The sequence below is a fragment of the Micromonospora sp. NBC_00389 genome (genome assembly GCF_036059255.1).
In the GTDB taxonomy this organism is placed as follows: Bacteria; Actinomycetota; Actinomycetes; order Mycobacteriales; family Micromonosporaceae; genus Micromonospora.
Map to the genome: position 1 here is coordinate 4,756,061 of NZ_CP107947.1, position 19,827 is coordinate 4,775,887.

17 protein-coding genes and 2 pseudogenes are annotated in these 19,827 nt (G+C 69.1%); 10 read left to right on the top strand and 9 right to left on the bottom strand.

Going from position 1 to position 19,827, the window contains the following annotated elements; all coding sequences use genetic code 11:
• Nucleotides 1-2: 2 nt before the first annotated feature.
• Entirely contained in the window at nt 3-2,858 is a 2,856-nt protein-coding gene (locus tag OG470_RS22615; protein ID WP_328415202.1) for a helix-turn-helix transcriptional regulator, read from the bottom strand.
• A gap of 66 nt (nt 2,859-2,924) precedes the next feature.
• On the opposite strand from OG470_RS22615, the gene OG470_RS22620 reads away from it, so the two are divergent.
• From OG470_RS22620 to OG470_RS22635, 4 genes and pseudogenes are all read left to right on the top strand, one after another.
• Nucleotides 2,925-3,212 carry a hypothetical protein gene (locus tag OG470_RS22620; protein ID WP_328415204.1) on the top strand — a complete coding sequence of 96 codons (288 nt, stop codon included), beginning with the start codon at nt 2,925-2,927 and terminating at the stop codon, nt 3,210-3,212.
• A gap of 89 nt (nt 3,213-3,301) precedes the next feature.
• Entirely contained in the window at nt 3,302-3,571 is a 270-nt protein-coding gene (locus OG470_RS22625) for a hypothetical protein (RefSeq protein WP_328415206.1), read from the top strand.
• Between the two features lie 168 nt (nt 3,572-3,739).
• Nucleotides 3,740-4,419: pseudogene (locus OG470_RS22630) on the top strand (IS6 family transposase).
• A gap of 297 nt (nt 4,420-4,716) precedes the next feature.
• On the top strand, nt 4,717-5,271 hold the full coding sequence (locus OG470_RS22635; RefSeq protein WP_328415208.1) for a hypothetical protein: 555 nt from the start codon (nt 4,717-4,719) through the stop codon (nt 5,269-5,271).
• Nucleotides 5,272-5,475: 204 nt separating this feature from the next.
• On the opposite strand, the gene OG470_RS22640 is transcribed toward OG470_RS22635, so the two are convergent.
• The gene (locus tag OG470_RS22640; RefSeq protein ID WP_328415210.1) at nt 5,476-5,745 is read right to left on the bottom strand and encodes a VOC family protein; all 270 of its coding nucleotides are present in this window, start codon (nt 5,743-5,745) and stop codon (nt 5,476-5,478) included.
• A gap of 566 nt (nt 5,746-6,311) precedes the next feature.
• On the opposite strand from OG470_RS22640, the gene OG470_RS22645 reads away from it, so the two are divergent.
• On the top strand, nt 6,312-7,091 hold the full coding sequence (locus OG470_RS22645; RefSeq protein WP_328415212.1) for a transposase family protein: 780 nt from the start codon (nt 6,312-6,314) through the stop codon (nt 7,089-7,091).
• 35 nt (nt 7,092-7,126) lie between these two features.
• Here OG470_RS22645 and OG470_RS22650 read toward each other — a convergent pair whose 3' ends face one another.
• The 3 genes from OG470_RS22650 to OG470_RS22660 form a co-directional block, all read right to left on the bottom strand.
• A complete protein-coding gene (locus tag OG470_RS22650) occupies nt 7,127-7,366 on the bottom strand; it encodes a hypothetical protein (RefSeq protein ID WP_328415214.1) in 240 nt (79 codons plus the stop codon).
• Nucleotides 7,367-8,111: 745 nt separating this feature from the next.
• Entirely contained in the window at nt 8,112-8,747 is a 636-nt protein-coding gene (locus OG470_RS22655) for a response regulator transcription factor (RefSeq protein WP_328415216.1), read from the bottom strand.
• Entirely contained in the window at nt 8,744-9,943 is a 1,200-nt protein-coding gene (locus OG470_RS22660) for a sensor histidine kinase (protein ID WP_328415218.1), read from the bottom strand. Before OG470_RS22660 ends, OG470_RS22655 begins: the two co-directional genes overlap by 4 nt.
• Before the next feature lie 243 nt (nt 9,944-10,186).
• Between OG470_RS22660 and OG470_RS22665 the strand changes: the two genes are divergently transcribed.
• From OG470_RS22665 to OG470_RS22675, 3 genes are all read left to right on the top strand, one after another.
• Nucleotides 10,187-11,224, top strand: coding sequence for an ABC transporter permease (locus OG470_RS22665; protein ID WP_328415220.1), 1,038 nt, complete (start codon nt 10,187-10,189; stop codon nt 11,222-11,224).
• A complete protein-coding gene (locus OG470_RS22670) occupies nt 11,221-11,904 on the top strand; it encodes an ABC transporter ATP-binding protein (protein WP_328415222.1) in 684 nt (227 codons plus the stop codon). Before OG470_RS22665 ends, OG470_RS22670 begins: the two co-directional genes overlap by 4 nt.
• Before the next feature lie 872 nt (nt 11,905-12,776).
• A complete protein-coding gene (locus tag OG470_RS22675) occupies nt 12,777-13,034 on the top strand; it encodes a hypothetical protein (RefSeq protein ID WP_328415224.1) in 258 nt (85 codons plus the stop codon).
• A 66-nt stretch (nt 13,035-13,100) separates the two neighbouring features.
• On the opposite strand, the gene OG470_RS22680 is transcribed toward OG470_RS22675, so the two are convergent.
• Together OG470_RS22680 and OG470_RS22685 are read right to left on the bottom strand one after the other, a co-directional pair.
• A complete protein-coding gene (locus tag OG470_RS22680; RefSeq protein WP_328415226.1) occupies nt 13,101-13,298 on the bottom strand; it encodes a hypothetical protein in 198 nt (65 codons plus the stop codon).
• Between the two features lie 191 nt (nt 13,299-13,489).
• Nucleotides 13,490-13,591 carry a hypothetical protein gene (locus OG470_RS22685; protein ID WP_328415228.1) on the bottom strand — a complete coding sequence of 34 codons (102 nt, stop codon included), beginning with the start codon at nt 13,589-13,591 and terminating at the stop codon, nt 13,490-13,492.
• A 370-nt stretch (nt 13,592-13,961) separates the two neighbouring features.
• Between OG470_RS22685 and OG470_RS22690 the strand changes: the two genes are divergently transcribed.
• Together OG470_RS22690 and OG470_RS22695 are read left to right on the top strand one after the other, a co-directional pair.
• Entirely contained in the window at nt 13,962-15,473 is a 1,512-nt protein-coding gene (locus tag OG470_RS22690; RefSeq protein ID WP_328415230.1) for an esterase/lipase family protein, read from the top strand.
• 402 nt (nt 15,474-15,875) lie between these two features.
• Nucleotides 15,876-18,218 (top strand): flippase-like domain-containing protein, encoded by a 2,343-nt coding sequence (locus OG470_RS22695; protein ID WP_328415232.1) that lies wholly within the window; start codon nt 15,876-15,878, stop codon nt 18,216-18,218.
• Nucleotides 18,219-18,337: 119 nt separating this feature from the next.
• Here the strand turns inward: OG470_RS22695 and OG470_RS22700 are convergent.
• Both OG470_RS22700 and OG470_RS22705 read right to left on the bottom strand, forming a co-directional pair.
• Nucleotides 18,338-18,877: pseudogene (locus OG470_RS22700) on the bottom strand (AMP-binding protein); the annotation flags it as partial.
• Nucleotides 18,878-19,063: 186 nt separating this feature from the next.
• On the bottom strand, nt 19,064-19,660 hold the full coding sequence (locus OG470_RS22705; RefSeq protein ID WP_328415234.1) for a hypothetical protein: 597 nt from the start codon (nt 19,658-19,660) through the stop codon (nt 19,064-19,066).
• Nucleotides 19,661-19,827: the final 167 nt, after the last annotated feature.

The window sequence follows — 19,827 nt, forward strand, 5'->3', positions numbered from 1 at the left end:
GACTATGGGGCAGATCCCCCATTCAGCGCGCCCGAGCCCCCAAGCGCGGCGCGGGAGCGCAGCCCCAGCTTGCGCAGCACGGCGCTCAGATGCTTCTCCACCGTCTTGGGGGACAGGAACAGCTCCTTGCCGATCTCCCGGTTGGTCAGCCCGGCGGCTGCCAGCTCGGCCACCTCGCGTTCCCGGGGCGACAGCGCGGGACCGTAACCGTTCGGGCCGCCCGGGTGGCGCCCCTTCACCGCCACGCCGTGCCTGCGCGCTGCCTGCGCCGCGCGGTCCAGATCCCACCGGGCGCCGAGCTCCAGGTAGGCCGCGTGCGCCGCGCGCAGGCTCTCGCCGGCGTCCGGGTCCCCGGCCCCGAACAGCGCCTCGGCCGCCTGCTCGCGCGCCTGCGCCGCCTCGTACGGCGCGCCCAGCCGGTCATAGGCGTCGGCCGCCGCGGCGAACTCCTGGGCGTCGCCGCTCAGCTGGGCACGCGCGTACGTCAGGGCGGCGGCGGCCAGCGGGGCGTCCAGCCCGTCCAGCGTCACCGAGAGCCGGGCGACCAGGGCGACGGCCTCGTCATGCCCGCCGGTCCCGGCCATCGCGGCGGCCAGCGCGGGCAGCACGCGTACGGACAGCGGCCACAAACCCTTGGTGTCCCAAACCTCGATCGCTGCCCGGGCCACGCCCGGCTCCGCCGACAGCCGCAGCAACGCGGTCACCGACAGCGGCAGCAGCTCGTATCCACCCAGCGTGATGGTGCGCCGTACAACGGCGGGCAGGTCGCGCCTGGCGGTGTCCAGGTCGCCCCGCGCCAGGGCCAGGCAGGCCGAGACAGTCTCGGCGGTGATGCGGTCGAACGGCCGCCCGTCGTACTCCTCCAGCAGCTCCGCCACCTGGTCGTCCAGCCCCTCCCACCGGCCCCGGCCGTAGGCCAGCAACAGGCCGACGAGGCGGCACCTGGCCAGCGGCTCGCCGTCGTCGGCGGCGCCCAGCGTGGCGGCCGCCAGCAGCCGGTCGGCGATCTCGAAGTGCCCGGCGCAGCAGGCGTTCTCCGCGATGGACCGGTAGGCGTTGACCTCTTGGCGGTGCCGGGGCCGGTCGCCGGTCCGCCGCCGGATGTCGCCGGCCAGCTCCGCCCAGCGCGGGTCGCCGATGCAGATCAGCGACATCGCGACCTTCCCTAGCACGAAGACTTCGGCGACCGGGTCGCCGATGGCGGGCACGGTCTCCAGCGCGCGGTCCAGCCAACGGGCGTGCTCGGCCACGGACACGGTGGGATCCATCGGCCGGCCGAGCGCCGCCATCACCCAGGCCGCGAGGTCCGGACGCTCGCCGAGGTCCTCGACCGCGGCCGCGAGGGCGTGGCGCTGCACGGCGGGGTCGCCGCCGAGCCGTTCGTGCAACATGCTGATCAGGAAGTGCAGCTGCCCCCGCTTCAGGCCGGGGCCGGCCGACTCCAGGGCGTCGGAGAGCAGGTCGACCACGGCCGGAGGCCGCAGCACCTGGGCCGCCGCCCAGCCCAGGCGTACGGCCAGCTCTCCTCGCCGCTCCGGCTCCAGAGGCGCGCTGCGCAGCACGTCCTCCAGGATCCGCACCGCCTCCGCGTCGTCGCCGAGAGCCGACGCCTGCTCAGCGGCCCGCTCGGCGATCCCCGCCCACTCCGCCAGCAGCCCGGCGCGGCGCAGGTGGTGCGCCAGCTGCCCCAGCGGCACCGGCTCCACCGCGCGCACGGCGGCCGACGCGCGCTCGTGCAGGTCCTGCCGCCGGCCCAGCGGGATCCCGCCGTACACCGCCTGAGCGGCCAGCACGTGCCGGAAGACCACAAGCCCGTCCCGCTCGGTCAGCAAACCGGACACCAGCAGCTCGTCCAGCCCGGCCACCGATTCCGCCTGGGCGAGGCCGGCCACCTCCCTCAGCGTCGGTACGGCCACCGGCACCTGCAACACCGCCGCCGCCTCGGCCACCCCGCGCGCCACCTCGGGCAGCCTGGCCACCCGCTCACGCACCGAGTCGCGCACCCCGCGCGGCACGTCCAGCTCCTCCAGCGCCCGGCGCGCCCACCGGCCGCCGCGCAGCCGGATCAGCGCGCCGCGTGAGCGCAGCAGCGCCAGCAGTTCCTGTACGGCCAGCGGCAGCCCCGACGACAGCGTGTACAGATGGGCGCCGAACTCGGTGGTGACCCCCTCCTCCTCCAGGATGGCGGCCGCCAGCACGCGGGTCTGCTCGAGGTCGAGTGGCTCCAGCACGAGGTGCTCGCGCACGACGGCGTCGGCCGGCCGTCCCGTCATCTCCCTGATGCCGGCCGTGGCCTCCTCGCCCCGGTAGGTGACCACAACCGACGCCGTGGCCGGCGCTACGGCTAGCAGGTAGGCCAGGAACTCGATCGTCTGGTCGTCGGCCCAGTGCAGGTCCTCCACGACCAGCACCGCCGGCCCGAGCGCGCCCAGCACGTCGGCCAGGCCGCGGAACAGCCGGTGCCGCTCGGCCGCACGGTCGTCCAGGGGCTCCAGCAGAGGCGGCAGCACCGCCGCCAACTCAGGCAGCAACCCGCGCAGCGCGCCGGCGACCGGCGACAGCTCGGCCGTCGCGAGTGCCGCGCCGGTGCCGCGCAGCGCTTCCACGACCGGGCCGAGTGGGAACGGCTCGCGGATGCGCCGGCACCCGCCGGTGAGCAGCAGCCGGCCGGCCAGTTCCGGATGCGCGACCATCTCCGCGACGAGCCGGCTCTTGCCGATGCCCGCCTCGCCCTCCACCACGACGACGGCGGGCGGGCGGGTCACCGCGGACACCAGACGTCGTAACTCCTTCTGGCGTCCCACCAGAACCGTGCCGTCCAGCGCCATCGTGCCGCCTCCGCTCGCCTCTGCGATCATTCAAACAGGTCCTCGTATGACAGAGCGCTGCTGGTCGAGGTCCTCGCGCTGCGGCATGAGGTGGCGGTGCTGCGCCGCCAGGTTCCGGGCCGGCCGCGGCTGTCCTGGCCGGACCGGGCGATCCTGTCCGCCCTGGCCCGCCTGCTGCCCCGCCGGATACGGGCACGTCGAATCGTCACCCCGGCGACGTTGCTGGCCTGGCACCGTCGCCTGGTCGCCAGACGCTGGACCTACCCGAACCGACCCGGCCGGCCACCCGTCAGCGACGAAATCCGTGACCTGGTGCTACGGCTGGCCCGCGAGAACCCTGTGGGTGCCGAAAACCTCATCCCTCCTGCTCAGCGGTTGTCTTGATCACGGCGATGAGGTCGCGGGTGTATTGACGAGCGCTGTCCTGGACGCGGCGGTGATCGACGTTGCGTGCTGCGCGAGGATGACTGGCTGTGCTGTTTCGACTGGCCTACCTCGGTGTGACGAACGCTCTCGCGCTGCTGCGGCTCCTGCCGATGAGCGACCGGGACAAGGATGCCGAGATCCTGGCGCTACGCCACCAGGTCATGGTCCTCGAGCGGCAGCTGGGCGGCGAACGGCTGCGGTTCACCCCCGCTGACCGGGCGTGGCTGGCCGCACTGCTGCACCGACTGCCACGCGACGTGTTGCGCAACCTGCGGCTGCTGGTCCGTCCGGGAGACCGTGCTGCGCTGGCACCGTGACCTGATCGACCGCAGGCACGCCAGGTTCTCCCGACCCCGTAGGGCCGGACGGCCACGAACCGTGCGGTCGATCCGCCGGCTGGTGCTGCGCCGGCTCCGTTGCGTTGAGCGTTGGCACGATCGAGGCAGACTTGAGCAGTGAGGTCATCGAGCCAGCCTGACCCGTGGCTGCCGCCGAAGTCGGCGTTCGCCGGGTTCCGGTTCCCGCCGGAGGTGATCGTCGTCGCGGTCTGCGGTTCAACCTCTCCTATCGCGATGTGGAGGAGCTGCTGGTCGAACGTGGCGTGGAGGTCGATCACGTCACCGTGTACCGGTGGGTGCAGCGGTTCACGCCGCTGCTGGCCGACGCCGCCCGCTTCTGCCGGCACTCACCAGGCGATAGGTGGCACGTCGACGAGACCTACGTCAAGGTCAACGGAGTCTGGCGGTACGTGTACCGGGCAGTCGACCAGGACGGGCAGGTCATCGACGCGCTGGTCTCGGCCCGCCGCGACGCCGGCGCGGCGCGGCGGTTCTTCCGCCGGGCGCTGTCGACGTTGAAGGTGACACCCGCAGAGGTGGTCACCGACGCAGCGCCGGTCTACCCCGGCGTGCTGGATGAGCTGATCCCGTCCGCGTGGCACCACATCGAGCAGTACGCCAACAATCCAATCGAGGCTGATCACAGTCAGCTCAAACAGCGGTTGAGACCGATGCGCGGGCTACGAACGGACAAGGCAGCGCAGGTGGTCATCGCCGGCCACGCGTTCATGCAGAACCTGCGCCGCGGACACTACGAACTCGCCGTTGACGCCCCGCCCGCTCTGCGGGTCGCCGCGGCGTTCACCGAACTCGCCCAAGCGATCTGACTGCGGACCCGACACGGGTTCAACACGTCCGCCGATCCGACAACGCAACGGCGCCTACGGGGCCGACCCTGTTAATCCTCATCGCCGCCACGGTCTTCCTGGTCCGCCTCGCAAGACCCTGACCGCCTGCCTCGACCCCCAGGGAAGATAGTCGATGGGCTATCTTCCCTAGCTAGCCGCGATCCGCCGGCCCTCCCGGCCGTCGGTAGATGTCCCCGAAGGTCGTCCTTGGCTGGGCGTCGAGGCGCGGCCGATCGGCAGTACATCGATCGTCAAGCTGAGCATAGGAGCAAAAGGGTGCACTTGAGGCAGACCATGATCCCCGCCATCGCGGTCGCGGTGGCCATGACAGTGGCGGGATGCGGAGGAGCTACCGAGTCCGGCGCGGCGAGCGCTCCGAGCCAAAGCGCCAGCGCGGTCCCATCGACCCCGCCGCCCTCGGCACCCGCAGGGAACAAGCTTGGCGATGCGATTCCCTTTGACGAGAACACCTCGACCATCACGTTCTACGGTTACAAGCACAACGCCACGCAATTCGGAAAGCCATCAGACAGTGCCTATGTCTATGGCGCGATCGACCTCAAATACTGCCTCAAAAAACTGCCCAAGGGATACTCCGCTGTCTCGATTGGCACCTCAAACTGGGTATTGAAATTCGGGGACGCTTCAATCAAGAGCACTGGCCACGCTGGCGGCAACGGCATGAAGCCCGAGTATCCCGACCGGAAGGAAATCAAGGTCGGGACCTGCGTTCGTGGTTGGCTTGAGTTCGAGGTACCCAAGGACGGAAAGCCGACTGCGGTGGAATATACGCCAGCAGGGGCTCCCGAACCAATCACTTGGACTCCGTGACCTTACCGTTCCAGCACCTGCGGCTGAGAGCCGGCCGAGGCACCCGGCCCGACACGGGCGCGAATCATCGACCTGACCCGGACGACCCCACCATGAGATTGTTTACTTGGGGCAGGTGTGTTTGTGAACAGTTATTGCGGTTGGGGCAGCAATAACTGTACACAAACCCCTACTAGGCCCAGGTCTTCGCCAAACAGCTGGTTGTCAGGTGTTTGCCGGGGCATCCTTCGGCTCGGCGCTGATCGCCTTCGGGGTGTGGAACAATGCCAGATCGATGCGGCCGTGACCGTCCGGGGTCCGCAGCATCGCGTCGTCCTGCCGGACGTCGTCAATCCCAATGATGACGCGCTCCACCCAACGTCCCTCGATTGGCCCCTTGCCCTCCAGCTTCATGCCAAGTTCGACGAAAAACGAGATAACAGCGTCAAGGTCGTCGACAACGATGAGGACGTTGTCCATCCGCTGACTCGTCATGCCGGGCTTCCTTGGCGTTGTACGGCCACGGTGGCCGCATCCACTTTTGAGACGGAGCCGCCAAGCCATTCTCGGCATCCTTGCAACATTTTCTTCGGGAACCTCTTGACGCGGCAGCGCCCGTCACACGCCGGTCGTACCACTTCGGACGAAACACCGCAGGTCAGAGAGCCTTTCGCTACTTTGCGGAGCCAACACTGACGCTCAGCCGGGCCTTGAAGCCCATAAGTAGCAAACCTCGTCGGATCGTCGGTGTGTACTCATTTGCCGCGAGCCGCGCAACGAGTGGCCCTTACCGATCGACCTGCCACCCAACTCCGGTAGGCGGACGACCGTGATCGACAAGGTGTTTGACGATCATGAGGGCCTGTCCCAGCGGGACTGTATCCCGGTCGTCGTAGGTATCGTGCTGGTCCGTTGCTCAGCACGTACCCGCCCTGCTGGCCACTTGCCGTTGGGTCGGTCGCGTGCTCGCCAGCGTCGCCGGGCTCATTGAGGATCATGACTAAGGGACGTCTCGTAACCCCGGCGTCTGTCTGTTGAGGACGATCATCGAGGATCTCTGGGTGCAGGTGATCACCGCGAGGCACCCGGAGTGGATCTTTCCGTTCACTGGACTGCAGCCCGCCCAGTTCCGCCGGCTGGTCCACCTGGTCGCCGAGCGTGGCGGTGTCGCGATCGCTGACGGCCGGCCAGGCCGGCAGTGGGCTCTCGACCTGCCGGATCGGGTGCTGCTGGTCGCCGCGTACTGGCGCACGAACCTGACGATGCGCCAGATCGGCCCGCTGTTCGGGGTGTCGCACTCCGCCGCCCACCGGGTCATCGACACCCTCGGCCCACTGCTCGCCCTGGCCCCGGTTCGCCGACGCCGGGTCGACCAGATCGCGATCGTCGACGGCACCCTCATCCCGACCCGGGACCACCGCCTGGCCGCCCCGAGCAAGAACTACCGCTACTCGACGAACCTGCAGGTCGCCATCGACGCCCACACCCGCCTCGTCGTGGCCCTCGGCGACCCACAACCCGGCAACCGCAACGACACCATCGTCTACCGCACCAGCGGCATCGACCAGAAGCTGGCCGGACGGCCGGTCATGGCCGACGGCGCCTACCGCGGCAACCCAGAGGTGATCATCCCGTACCGCAAGCCAGCCGACGGCAGCGAGCTACCCGAGTGGAAGGCAGACCTGAACAGACAGCACCGCACCGTCCGAGCACAGGTCGAACACGCCCTGGCCAGGATGAAGTGCTTCAAGATCCTCCGCGACTACCGCCGCGCCGCCCACACATTGACCGACGCTGCTTCCGGCATCGCCCATCTCCACAACATCATCCTCGCCGGCTGAACCACCAGCCCGGGCGGGGCAACACCTTCGGTGAGTTACGAGACGTCCTTTAGCAACCGCTGGCGAGCAGCCTCAAGGAGCTGCACGTAGTCGGGGCTGAATATGCCGACCAGAGACTTGTCGAGGGTGCCGCTGATGGTGTGCAGCGCAGACCAGACGGCCCGGTCGTCGACCACTTGAGCGAAGGTCCGCGAGGATTCCATGCGGTCAAGCCAATCCGAAAGCACCAGCGCTTGGTCGTGGCTCAGCTTCAGGACGACCTCTCCACCGCTCATCCTGGCAACGTAGCGCAGCCGGATCGGAATCAGGGGAGTGTGACGTGCCCGTTGCGTGCCCGATGGGACGGGACCCCAGGGTCAACCCCGGTCAGCTCCTGGACGTGGCTGCCGGCGTGGCGAGGCAGGTCAAGCCAGGTCACTGTCGTCCGACTATCGGCCGTGACCACACTTCCTAAACCGTGTGCCGTAGGTTCGAGTCCTCTTCGGAGCGTTCTGCAGACCAACAGATCACGTCCGCTGCAATCGAGCAAATGCGTCGACCGCCGGCGCTGTGCCTGACCGCGACAGTCCGTCAGGTCCCGAGCCTGACGTGCTTGCAATCGTTAAGGCTCGTTCGGACGAGGCTCAAGGCGTCGGGGCGTCTTCTCAGGGAAACATAGTGACCCCTTGTGTTTCCGCGGCGTCGCGGTGGTCGTGTTGCGGGGTAGGCCTTGCCGGGCCGCCCCAACAGCGAGCGAGCGACACCAGCGGGAATCTCGGCTGGGTGGCCCGACCACGTCGGCGCCGGCAATGAGCGCCGCGATGGCGGTTGCTACTGCGTGCCTGGGTCGGGGATGCACGAGACGCACGAGATCCGGCTCGTACTCGGCGGCCGCGATCACACCGAGTCGAGGCATCCCGACGATCGTCGCCCACGACCCTGCCGCCATCGGCACCGCCAGCAGCACGTCGTCATCTGCAGATTTGGCAGCGACCGTCAAGCCATGGCCTGAGCCTCCCCAGCAGCGGGCGGTCGGTCAGGTCAGCGTCGGATGAGGCCGAGCTGGGTTGCGGTTGCGACGGCGGCGGTGCGGGACTCGACGCTGAGCTTGGTGTAGATGCGGGCGAGGTGGGACTTGACTGTGCCTTCGGTGAGGTGAAGCCGGGAGCCGATCGCTTGGTTGGACAGGCCGTCGGCGACCAGGGTGAGGACTTCGGTCTCGCGGCGGGTCAGGGCGGTGCGGGGGTCGCGTAGCCGACTCATGAGCCGGTCGGCGACTGCGGGGGCCAGGGTGGTGCGGCCGGTGGCGGCGGTGCGTACGGCGGCGGCGAGGTCTTCAGGTGGAGCGTCTTTGAGGAGGTAGCCGGTGGCGCCGGCTTCGATGGCGGGCAGGGTGTCGGCGTCGGTGTCGTAGGTGGTGACGATCAGTACGCGGGGTGCGCCGGGGCGTGCGGTAATGGCGGCGGTGGCCTGAGCGCCGTTCATTCCTTTGCCGAATTGCAGGTCCATGAGGACGACGTCGATGTCACCGCGGCCTGCGCGGGTGACGGCTTCCTCGGCGGTGGCGGCTTCGGCCACGACTGTGATGCCGGGTTCGGTTTCCAGTACGGCGCGCAGCCCGGCCCGGACTATGGGGTGGTCGTCGGCCAGGAGCAGGCGGATGGGGGTGTGGGTCACGAGTTTGCCTCGACGCTGTTGTCGGCGGGGGAGGCGAGGGGTAACTGGGCGGCCAGGGCGGTGCCGTGGCCTGGGGCGGATTCGACGGTTAGGGTGCCGCCGAGGGCCAGGACGCGGGCGCGCATCGCGGGCATCCCGAATCCGCCGTTCTGGGCGTCGGGTGTGGGAAGCCGGTGAGGGTCGAAGCCGTGCCCGTTGTCGATGATGTCCACGGCGACGTGGTCGCCGAGGTAGCTGAGGGTGACGTCGGCGGTGGTTGCCTCGGCGTGGCGCACGGTGTTCGCGAGGGCGGACTGGACGATGCGCAGCAGGGCTGCCTCGTGCTCGGTTGGCAGCGGCCGGGGATCGCCGGTGAGGTGGAAACGTGCGGTGAGCCGGTGGCGAGCGCTGGTGGTGGCGCATAGTCGTTCCAGGGCGCCAGCCAAGGTTGTGTCTTCGAGGTCAAGTGGGGCGAGGGCGGCGACGAAACGGCGAGCCTCGGCGAGGTTGTCAACGGCGGCCTGGCGGGCCTGCTCGACGTAGCGGGTGGCCTTCTGCGGTGTGGAGGGCAATGCCCGTTCAGCGGCGCGCAACAGCAGTTGGATGCTGGATAGGCCTTGAGCGAGGGTGTCGTGGATTTCCCGGGCGAGGCGCTCGCGTTCGGCGAGCACGCCGGCGGTGTGCTGTGCCGTGGCCAAGTCGGTGCGGGCCGCAATGAGCTCGTCGATCAGCTTCCGGCGGTGTTCGCTCTCGCGGTACAGGGCCTGGTACCCCCATACCACCGCGATCGACACGGCGGCGCCGAGCGCCGGGCCGATCGCCATCGCCGGGCTGACGGAGCTCTGGTGAGCGCCGAAGCCTGCGATGGCCGCCGCCGCGGTGATCACTACGGCGGCCAGGCCGCCGCGGCGTGACAGCAGGTGCAGTTGCAGGAAGTAGAGCGGGAAGGCCACCCACACCGCGTCGGCCGATAGGACCAGCAGCATCAGCCACAGGGCGACCACGGCGGTCAGCCATACCGCGGCGGCGCGCCGGGAGCGGCTGATGCGGGCCAGGAAAGGTCCGGCCGCGTAGACCAGCCCACACGCTGCGGCCGCAGCGATGACCGTCCCGGCGTGCGGACGGCTGTTAACTACCGCCCGTCCGGCGGTCAGGGCGAGCAGGCCGACGACCAACACGTGCACACACCAGGTCAGGGTGCGGGTGGCGGGCGTCATGCCCGTAGCAGTCATCCTCACAGTTCTTCCAGCCTAGGCAGTCAGCTGCCGGAACGGCCTCGATCAAAAGTTAGAACCGGCGTGCAGCCTTTCGACGCACCAGGAGCTGCCCTGCGCCAGACGCGGACTCAGAGGGTGCGCGGCGACGCTAGAGACCTACCGCTTCCACCCCATGAAGGGCAGGTCAAAGCCGTGTTCGTCGCCTGGAGAGATCTGAAGTTCGCCAAAGGGCGTTTTGCCCTGATGGGAGCCGTCATCGTGCTGATCACCCTGATGGTCGGGCTGCTGTCCGGGCTGACCGCCGGCCTCGGTCAGCAGAACATCTCCGCGATCACCGGCCTGGCGGCCAACAAGATCGCTTTCAACGCGACGGGCACCGGTGAGAAGCTGTCGTTTTCGAACTCCACCGTCACCGAGAACCAGTGGCAGCAGTGGGCCCGGACCCCGGGCGTGCAGAACGCCCAACCGCTGGGCATCACTACCACCAAGGCCGCCGCCGGCGACAAGACCATCGGGGTCTCCGCCTTCGGCGTCCAGCCCGGCTCGACGCTTGCCCCAGCAAGCAACAAGATCAACGAACGCGCGGCGGTCCTGTCCATCACCGCCGCTGACAACCTCGATGTAGCCATGGGCGACACCTTCACCCTCGGCGGGCAGCAGGTGACCGTCGCCGCCGTGCACGGAGACGCCTCCTTCAGCCACACCCCCGTCGTCTGGACCAGCCTGGACCTGTGGCAGAAGCTGACACCTCCCACCGACAAGCCCAACGGGCCCACCGCCACCGTCATCGCCGTGAACACCACCACCGACGCCGACGTACGGGCCGCCGACAAGGCCACCGGCACCACAACGGTCGCCAAGACCAACTCACTGTCCGCGATCGGCTCCTACACCTCCGAAAACGGCTCCCTGCAGCTCATGCGCGGCTTCCTGTTCGCGATCTCCGCACTCGTCATCGGCGCCTTCTTCACCGTCTGGACCATCCAGCGCAGCGCCGACCTCGCCGTACTCAAAGCCCTGGGCGCCTCCACCACCAACCTGCTCAAGGACGCGCTCGGCCAAGCCGTCGTCCTGCTGACCGGCGGCACACTGCTCGGCACCGGCCTCGCCGCCGGCCTCGGCGCCCTCGTCGCCGGCGCCGCCGTGCCCTTCATCCTCACTCCCGCCACCATCCTCGTCCCGGCCGCCGTGATGATCGCGCTCGGAGCACTCGGAGCCGCCCTGTCCATCCGTCGCATTACCTCCGTCGACCCGCTGACCGCCCTGGGGAGCGCCCGATGAGCCTCAACGTGCACGACATCACCCTCACCTACCCCGACGGCGACACCCGCCTGACCGCCCTCGACCACGTCACCCTGAACGTGCCCAAGGGCAGCCTGACCGCCGTCGTCGGCCCCTCCGGCTCCGGAAAGTCCACCCTGCTCGCCGTCGCCGCCACCCTCATCAGCCCCGACGCCGGCACCGTCACCATCGACGGCACCACGACCACCGGCCTGAGCCGCCGAGAACTGACGACCCTGCGCCGGAACAAGATCGGCATCGTGTTCCAGCAGCCCAACCTGCTGCCGTCGCTCACCGCAGCCGAACAACTCCAAGTCATGGCACACCTCGACGGACGCTCCCCGGCCAAGGCCCGCAGCCGAGCCATGGAACTGCTCGACAACGTCGGCCTTACCGCACAGGCAGAGCGGCGCCCCCACCAGCTGTCCGGCGGCCAGCGCCAGCGCGTCAACATCGCCCGGGCGTTGATGAACGACCCCACCGTGCTCCTAGTCGACGAACCCACCAGCGCCCTCGACCACCAAAGAGGTGCCGCCATCATCGACCTGATCACCCGACTCACCCATCAACAGGCCACCGCCACCGTGCTCGTCACCCACGACCACACCCGCCTCGCCGCAGTGGACCAGATCGCCGAGGTCCACGACGGCCGACTCAAAGTGCCCACACTGATGCCGTAACCACTGTTCTCGAGACGCCCACAGCAGGCCGGATTCCAAGACGTGCTCCACCAAGATGCGGACCTGACCGCCGCCCACAGCATCCCCCGCGCGACCGTGACCGCCGTCAGCTCACAAGCCCCGGGAGTCTGGTCTGTAGTCGCTCGAAATCGAGCAGGCTGCGGCAAGGTCCGGCGAGTGCACTCCCGCGACCGGAACGGCCGACCCCGATGCGTTGCCTGCCGACGTGACGACCAGGACGCGACCGACACGGTGGTCGGTATCGTTGCCCGGATCGACCCCGATCTGCCGGTCGACGTGATCGCCCCCTGCGGTCATCGCGGCGGTGAGCCAGCCCGGGCAACGCCAGCAACTCGCCGACGACCAGATGGTCCGACTGCTCCTCGGCGACGAGCCCGTCGAGCTGTCCGAACCTCTCACCAGCCTCGTCCTGCACCTGATTGCCGCCCGCCGAGGGCACGCCCGGCTCGGTCGCCGAGGCGCCTCTCAGCGGCTGTTCCCCGAAGGCGAACCCGAGCGACACGTCAGCTCCTTCCACCTCACCGAACGGCTCCGCCACCTCGGGCTCCGGCCCAGCCACGACCGATCCGCCACGCTGTTCCACTCAGCACCGAACTCCCAGCCGCATTACTCGCCCGCATGCTCGGCTTCGAGGACTGGCGAGCTGCCCCCCGACTCCACGTCACCGTCACCGTCGCCTGGCAATGCGCCTCAGCAGGAGACTGGCTGCCGACGTGGCAGAGGTCAGCCGCCGATGAAGACGAATGACGACGTCAAGTAACGACGGATGATTCAGGCGGCATTCGGATTTGCCGACCACAGTGCACTGAGCGTCCCGCCGGGACCGTCGCTAGCTCTGATAGAACGGCTGCATGACCAGCGCCGAGGATCTGCCGGCTTTGACCGCTGCCGACCTGCTCGCCGGCTCGGTCGCTGTCAACCTCGGCGCCGCGATGCGGTCGGTGATCCCGCACGGGTCCCTGTCGGCCGGCGGATTCGTTCTCCTGCAAACCGCTGGCAGATACACACCGCTGCTCACCGCCGTCGCCACCTGCTGCGCACTCGCCGCCATCGGCATGACCATCCGAGCGACAACCCCTGCGCCACAACCCTTCACCGCCCAGACCTGAGACGATCAACCATTCGCGCCCGGACCGAGCCGTTACACGGCCATACGGGCGTCGGGTCCGACAACGTCACTCACATTTGTCGTCGGACCCTCGCCCGTGCGGCTCGCAGCAATCGGGACGGTGTCGGTACACCCGCAGATCACGCCCGTGACGGAGTGCTGCCTCGGACGTGACCTCGTACAGGCACGCCTGCCACAGGACGTTCCCCCCGCCGCGGCGGACCACTTGGCCGTCACCCGGCCCGCCGCGCAGCAACACGTCCACTCAAGCGACGGTACGTGGTTCCTAGGCACCTGGTGGTACGACCGGTCCGGCCGCCTTTCCCCGTAAGGGCTGCGGGAGCAGGGTTGGAAACCGTAGGCTGCCGAAGCTCTATGCGCCAAGTCGGCAATTCCGGCGCGGCCTGGAGCTGGTCCGTCGGCTGGCAAGCAGCTGGCAGCGGGTTCGTGGCGGCGTCAACCGCGCGGCGCGTACATGATCACGGCGACGCCGATCAGGCAGATCACCCTGCCGGTGACGTCCCACTGCCCTTCACCCAGGGCCTTCTTCTCGGTCATGCTCCGACGGTAGACCCGTACCTAGATACAGGATGCAAGCCGTTCGCGCGAGTTGCCGGAGACAACCGGCGCGGTCTCCGCACAGCCGTTCGTTTGACAGACCCGGACCGGGGACACGGGCGAAACGAACGCCGAGCCCTACGGGTCGCACCCTGCGACGACAGCCTGTTCCCCGGCGCCCGGCAAGTCTTCCGGCTACGCCGCGACACGGGCAGACTACCGCCGCCGAAATCGGAGGAATGTCCTGCAGGGAAGCGGGTACCCGGCGACGCCAAGTTTGGGCCGAACAGCGAGGTGTGTGATGCGATCAGCACGGCTACTCCCACTTCTCGCATTGACCACCTTGGCGGCAGCGGCGGAGGCAGGGGCGATGAACGTGGCCGGCTTCGAACGCACCAGGGCGATCGCACCTCAATTCGCCGCTATCTGGCCGTACGGCATGTTCCACGACCTGCGTTGGGTATTGGTCTACCACGACAGCTGGTTCAGTTTCGGCATCGGGCTGGCCTGCGCGGTCATCGTACGAGGGCTGTTCTGCGCTGGATGCGTCGCGCTTGCCTGGCCCACGGCAATCCCGCGGCCGCCACTGCGCCGGCTCATCGGACGTAGCCTGCTCTTCGCCGTGTTCATCGCCGTGATTCTGCTGCCCTGGGCCACGGTCGCGGTTGCCACCGCCCAATTCGCGTTGGCCGGGATCCTGCTCCTCGAACTGCTGCCAGTGCTGATCCTGGCCCCGCTCGTTTCCCGCGGCGGAATCGTGCCCGACTGGTGGCGTGGCCTACCCACGCTCCGACTGGCCGGCTGGTCGCTGCTCACCTTCACGTTGCTCACCGTGGGTGGCGCCGCAGTGGCTGCCACTCCAGGCTGGAGCGTGGTGGCAACGGCAGGCGGGATAGGCGCGATCAATGGTCTACTTTGGCGACAAATGGTCCACGCCGCCCTCCGTCAGAAGCCAGCGCACTGGCGACTGGCGCCGGTAGCTCCGCTCGTCGCCGTCCTGGCAGTCGGCAGTCTGTATGCCGTCGATATTGCCTCGACGCGGGTCAGCAGCACGCGGCCCGTACCGGCATCGTCGCTGCCCGACCTACCTGCCGTACCCCAGGCTGTGATCTACCTTGCTGGCTTCAACTCCGCCTACCCCGGTGATCCCGCGCCACCGACCGGACCGGTGATCCGCTTCTCCTACCGGGGCATCGATGCCGACGGCCGGGCTCGGCCGTACGGACCCGTCGACACCCATCAGTCGATCGTCGACAGCGCCCACCTCCTTGCCGAGCAGGTGGACCGGGCCCATGCCACTACAGGCCGCCGGGTGGCACTTGTCGGAGAGAGCGAAGGGGCAATGGTCGTCCACTACTACCTCCGCCGACTGCGGAAGCCGGCGGTGACAAGCGCCGTCCTCACCGACCCGTTGATCCGGGCCGGCCGCACCTACTACCCACCGCCGGACGCCGAAAGCGGGTGGGGAATCGCTACCGGCTGGTTGATACGCACCTTGCTCGCAGTGCCCGGCGGAGCCAGCTCGGGCGCCCCGGACCAGCCGTTCCTGCGTTCACTTCTGGACAACGCGCCGCTGTTTCGCAACCACCTGCTCTGTCCGGTGCCCGGGGTAACGACAATCTCGTTCCTGCCGACCATCGAAACGATAGTCCTCCCGCCCTCGGGACGGACCGTTCCGCAGATTCCCCTAGTCGAGGCCAGCGGTATCCACGGACAGCTCACCAAACGGCCATCCGTGCAGCGCGCCATCGGCGCCTTCCTCAACGGCCAGCCACCGGTCGACCCACAGCTGCATCGCTACCGCCGCGCCCGACTGGACTTCTTCGTAGCGTGGCAAGCCCCAGCCCTCCCGCTGAGACTAAACCCGACGTGGCGGACGTAGGCCCGCGCTGACGCCCTGTTCCAGCCGGTGGGCTGCCAGTCCTGACACCTGCCGCGACGACACCGCACCGCACGACCCGGTGCAGCGTTTCGAGCGCCGCCGCGAACACCAACGCCCGCAGCGGCCCCGCAGCGTGCGCTGCCAGCCCGCCGATCAGGATCGCCGTCTCGCCCGGTATGACCAGCCCGAGCAGGGTCAAGGACTCCAGCGCCGGCAACACGAGCACCAGGGCCAGGACGAGGCCCGGCGGTAACCGCTGAGCACCGCGATTAGCTCGTCCACCTGCTGATTGTCGCACCTAGCGGGTTGATTTTCGGGCAAGAACCGTTCCGCCCGCGGGCGGTCCGTAGGGTTCGGACCGACAGCGGGAATCGAGCCGGATGAGGGGTCAGCCGAGGATCGGTGGTAACGCGGAGGCATCGCCCGTCGCCGGCGCTGCTGGTCAGCCTGGCCGTCTCGGCCGGTCTGCTGGTCGTCGTCAGCGTCTTGGTGCGGCACCGACCCGTAGCGCTGTGGGAGCGGGACCTGTTCGTCCTGATCAACCACCTACCCTCAGGGCTGACGCCGGTGCTGGTCGTCGTCATGCAGGCCGGCTCGTATGCGGCGGTGTTCGTCGTCGCCGCGACAGCCGTCATCCTGCGGCGCACCGCCGTCGCGTGGCGTTTCCTGCTGGCCGGCAACCTCGCGTACTGGCTCGCCGTCGCCGTCAAGGCCGCGGTCGCCCGGCAACGACCGGCGGCGCTGCTGACCGAACTGACCCTCCGGGACACGATCACCGGAGCGCTCGGCTACCCCTCGGGGCACGTCGCGGTCGCCACCGCCCTGGCCCTCGTCGTGGCGCAGGCCGGCAACTCCCGCTGGCGCCGCCTGGCCTGGGCGATGATCGCTCTGGTCGCCGTAGCGCGGATCCACGTCGGCGCTCATCTGCCGGTCGACGCCCTCGGTGGGATCCTCGTCGGTTGGCTCGCGGTGTGCCTGACCCGGCTCGCCGTCGGCGAGGTCGGACCGCAGCAGTCCGCCCGCGATCTACGCGAGACGCTGCGGCGACGCGGATTCGACGTGCGGCGGCTGGAACCGATCGGCGGTGACGCCCGCGGCTCCCAGCCGTGGCAGGCGGTCACCACCGATGGACGGCGGCTGTTCGTGAAGGTGACCGGCGGCCAGCAACGCGATGCGGACTGGGCCTACAAGCTCTACCGGAGCCTGCGCTACCGGCACGTCGCCGACGCACCGCCATACCTGAGTCCCGAGCAGCAGAGCGAACACGAAACCTACCTGACCCTGCTGGCCGAACGCGCCGGCGTCCGAGTCCCGGCCGTCGTCACGACCGCCACCGCACCCGGCGGAAACGCCCTGCTGGTGCAGGAGTTCATCGACGCGGCCCCGCTCGGCGCCGTCGTCGGGCCGGTCCCGATCGCCGCCGTGCGGGACGCATGGGGACAGGTGGCGCTGCTGCACCGGGCGGGCATTGCGCACCGCGACCTGCGGGCCGCCAACGTGCTCGTCGACGGCGACCGCGCGTACCTGGTCGACCTCGGGTTCGGCGTCGACGACGCCCCGGCCGACCAGCGGGCCCGGGACATCGTCGAACTACTGGTCGCCCTCGCCACCCGGGTCGACTCGGCCAGTGTGGTCGCAGCCGCAGTCGACCGACTCGGCGCCGAAACGGTCGCGGACAGCGTCCCGTTCCTGCAACCGCCGGTGCTCTCCCGCGCCGGCCGCAACGTCCTACGCGCCCACCCCGGCCTGTTGAAGTGCCTCCGCGAGGAGATCCTGCGGCGCTGCCCGGACCGGGAGCGGCCCCCGGCCAAGGTGGTCCGGGCAGCGCCGCGGGACATCCTCCTGCTGGTGGTCCTCGGGCTGATCGTGTACCTCCTGCTCCCGCAACTTGGCGAGCTACGCACCGCAATCCACCTGATGGTGCACGCAAATCCGGTGGCCGTCGTGGCAACGCTGCTCGGCTCGGCCCTCACCTACCTGCTCAGCGCCGTCGTGCTCCGGTTGGCCGCGGCCAACCGGGTACCGCTCGGCGAGGCCACTCTGGTGCAGGTCGCAGCGTCGTTCGCGAACCGGCTGGCCCCCGGCAGCCTCGGCGGTGCCGCGCTCAGCCTGCGCTACCTGCACCAGAAAGGACTCGACACCGCGGCGGCGGTCACCGCCGTGGTCGTCTCCCGCACCGCCGGCGTGGTCTCGCTCGTGGTGCTGCTGCCGATCCTGCTGCCCTTCGCGCGGCAGCCCGCCCGTACCCTCACCCACGGCGCGACCAAGGCGCTGCCGCTGCTGCTGGGCGCCCTCGTCGCGCTGCTCGTCCTCGCGGCCGTCCTCGCCGCACCCCGCATCCGGCGGCGCGCACGCGCGGCGGCCGGCCGTGTCATCGCCGCCCTGCGCACCTTGACTCACCAGCACCGTCTCCGGCGGCTCGTCGCCGCGTCCGTGACGCTCACCCTCACCTACGGCCTCTGCCTCTACCTCGCCCTACTCGCCACCGGCCAGCCCGTCGACATCGCGCTACTACCTCCGGTGATCCTGGTCTGCGTCATCGGCGAGGGCGTCGCCTCCGCCGCGCCCACCCCCGGCGGGCTCGGTGCCACCGAGGCCGCGCTCGTCTCCGGCCTGCTGCTCTACGGAGTGCCGCTGGACACCGCCGTCGCCGGCGTCCTGATCTACCGTCTCGCGACCTTCTGGCTCCCGGTGCCGCCGGGTTACCTGGCCCTCCGCCACATGACCCGTCACCGCTTGCTGTAACCGCGACTGCGCAGAACGAGACGACGACCAGCGCTGCGGCCTACACTCGACGGGAGCGGACCATCAAGGGCACACGACACCAGGGCAACGTTGCACTGGTGCGATGTCCGGGTTCAGCGGCCGCGCCTGCAGCGCACGGCCACCCGATCGGCTGCGGCGAACAGCCACCCGTGGTGCGCGTCGTCGGTCTCCTGCCGCGCCCGGTGGTGCATCTTCTCGAACACCCGCGGCACGGCGAGAATGAACGTCGGCTGATATTCGCGCAACTGGTCCAGCACCCCTGCGAAGTCGGAGCTGCGCACCATTGTCGCCCGTGTCTGGACCATTCCCACCTGGATCAGTCGCGCGAACGCGTGCGCCAACGGCAGAAACAACACCGTTGCTGCACCCGGGTGCAGCAGCTGGGGCAACACCGCCACCGCGCTGGTCGTGTCGCACATGATGTTGCGGTGGGTCAGCACGCAACCCTCCGGACGCCGGGTCGTACCGCTGGTGTAGACGATGGTGGCCACATCGTCACCAGACACCCGCCGGCGCCGCGCGTCGACGTCGGCATCGGCGACCCCACGGCCCAGCCCCGCCAGGGCGATCAGCCCTCCGGCATCCATCTGCCACACGTCACGCAGGCCCGGCAGATCCCCGCGCACCGCCTCGACCAGACCACCCGGAACTGACCACCGGAGAGCCGTGTGTCTGGGAAACCGGCCAGCCACGGTTCGGGAAGTGGCCGACAGAAAAGGACCCAACCCCTGGGCACCGCGCTGGCGGCCCACTTCACTCTGAGGGGGCGGCGGCGCAGCAATGCGCCGTCGGTACCCGGCCGAAGCGAGTGGGCTTGCACGCCCTCAGCGATCGTCTCCAGCAGGGATAAGGAGCCAGCGCGCAAAGCAGCTTTCGTCGTCCAGCTCGGTGTACCACCGGATCTTGAACCGATACGCTGTGGTGTCACCCGTCTGGATCAGCATGCCCGGGTCAGGCTCACGCTGCGGTGGACCGTGAACGATTGGCACCGGCCCTGGCCGTGCCGGCAACAACGGAGCCGAGTACTCGCCGGCGCCGTCGATTGCTGTGCTGAAGATCGCCAGTTCACCACTGCCGACGGCGAGGTCATCACCCTCGTCGTCCTCGTCGTCCGGATACTCCAGTGCTGCAGCGAGCACACGCGGGTAGTCGGGCCCAGATGCCTGCACGAAGGCGAGCGTGCCGCCCTCGGACTGGAAGACCTCAACCCAACTGTCGTCGCGGACAACCCCGTCCCCGCCGACCAGAGCCGCCCTGCCAGCCCCGACGACGATGGCGGTGTCCTCCGTCGCCATGTCAACGACCCGTTCAAAGTCGTCGTTGCTGTAACCGCACCATTCGCTCCGACGCATGGCGTCGATAGCGAGGAACGGTTCACCGTTGGTCCACAGCCGGCCGACATGAACCCATGATCCTCGCACTGACCCAGTATCACTGCCGCGTACGAGGACCCAGCAGGGGGGCATCTCGTGGCCATCGCCCCAACCAGCCCTACCGGTCCGTCGATGAGCCATTCGGGCCCGCGTCCGACTCGCATCGCCCGCCACGGCATCCGGACATGCCGCTGACATGGCGCACCGACAGCTCA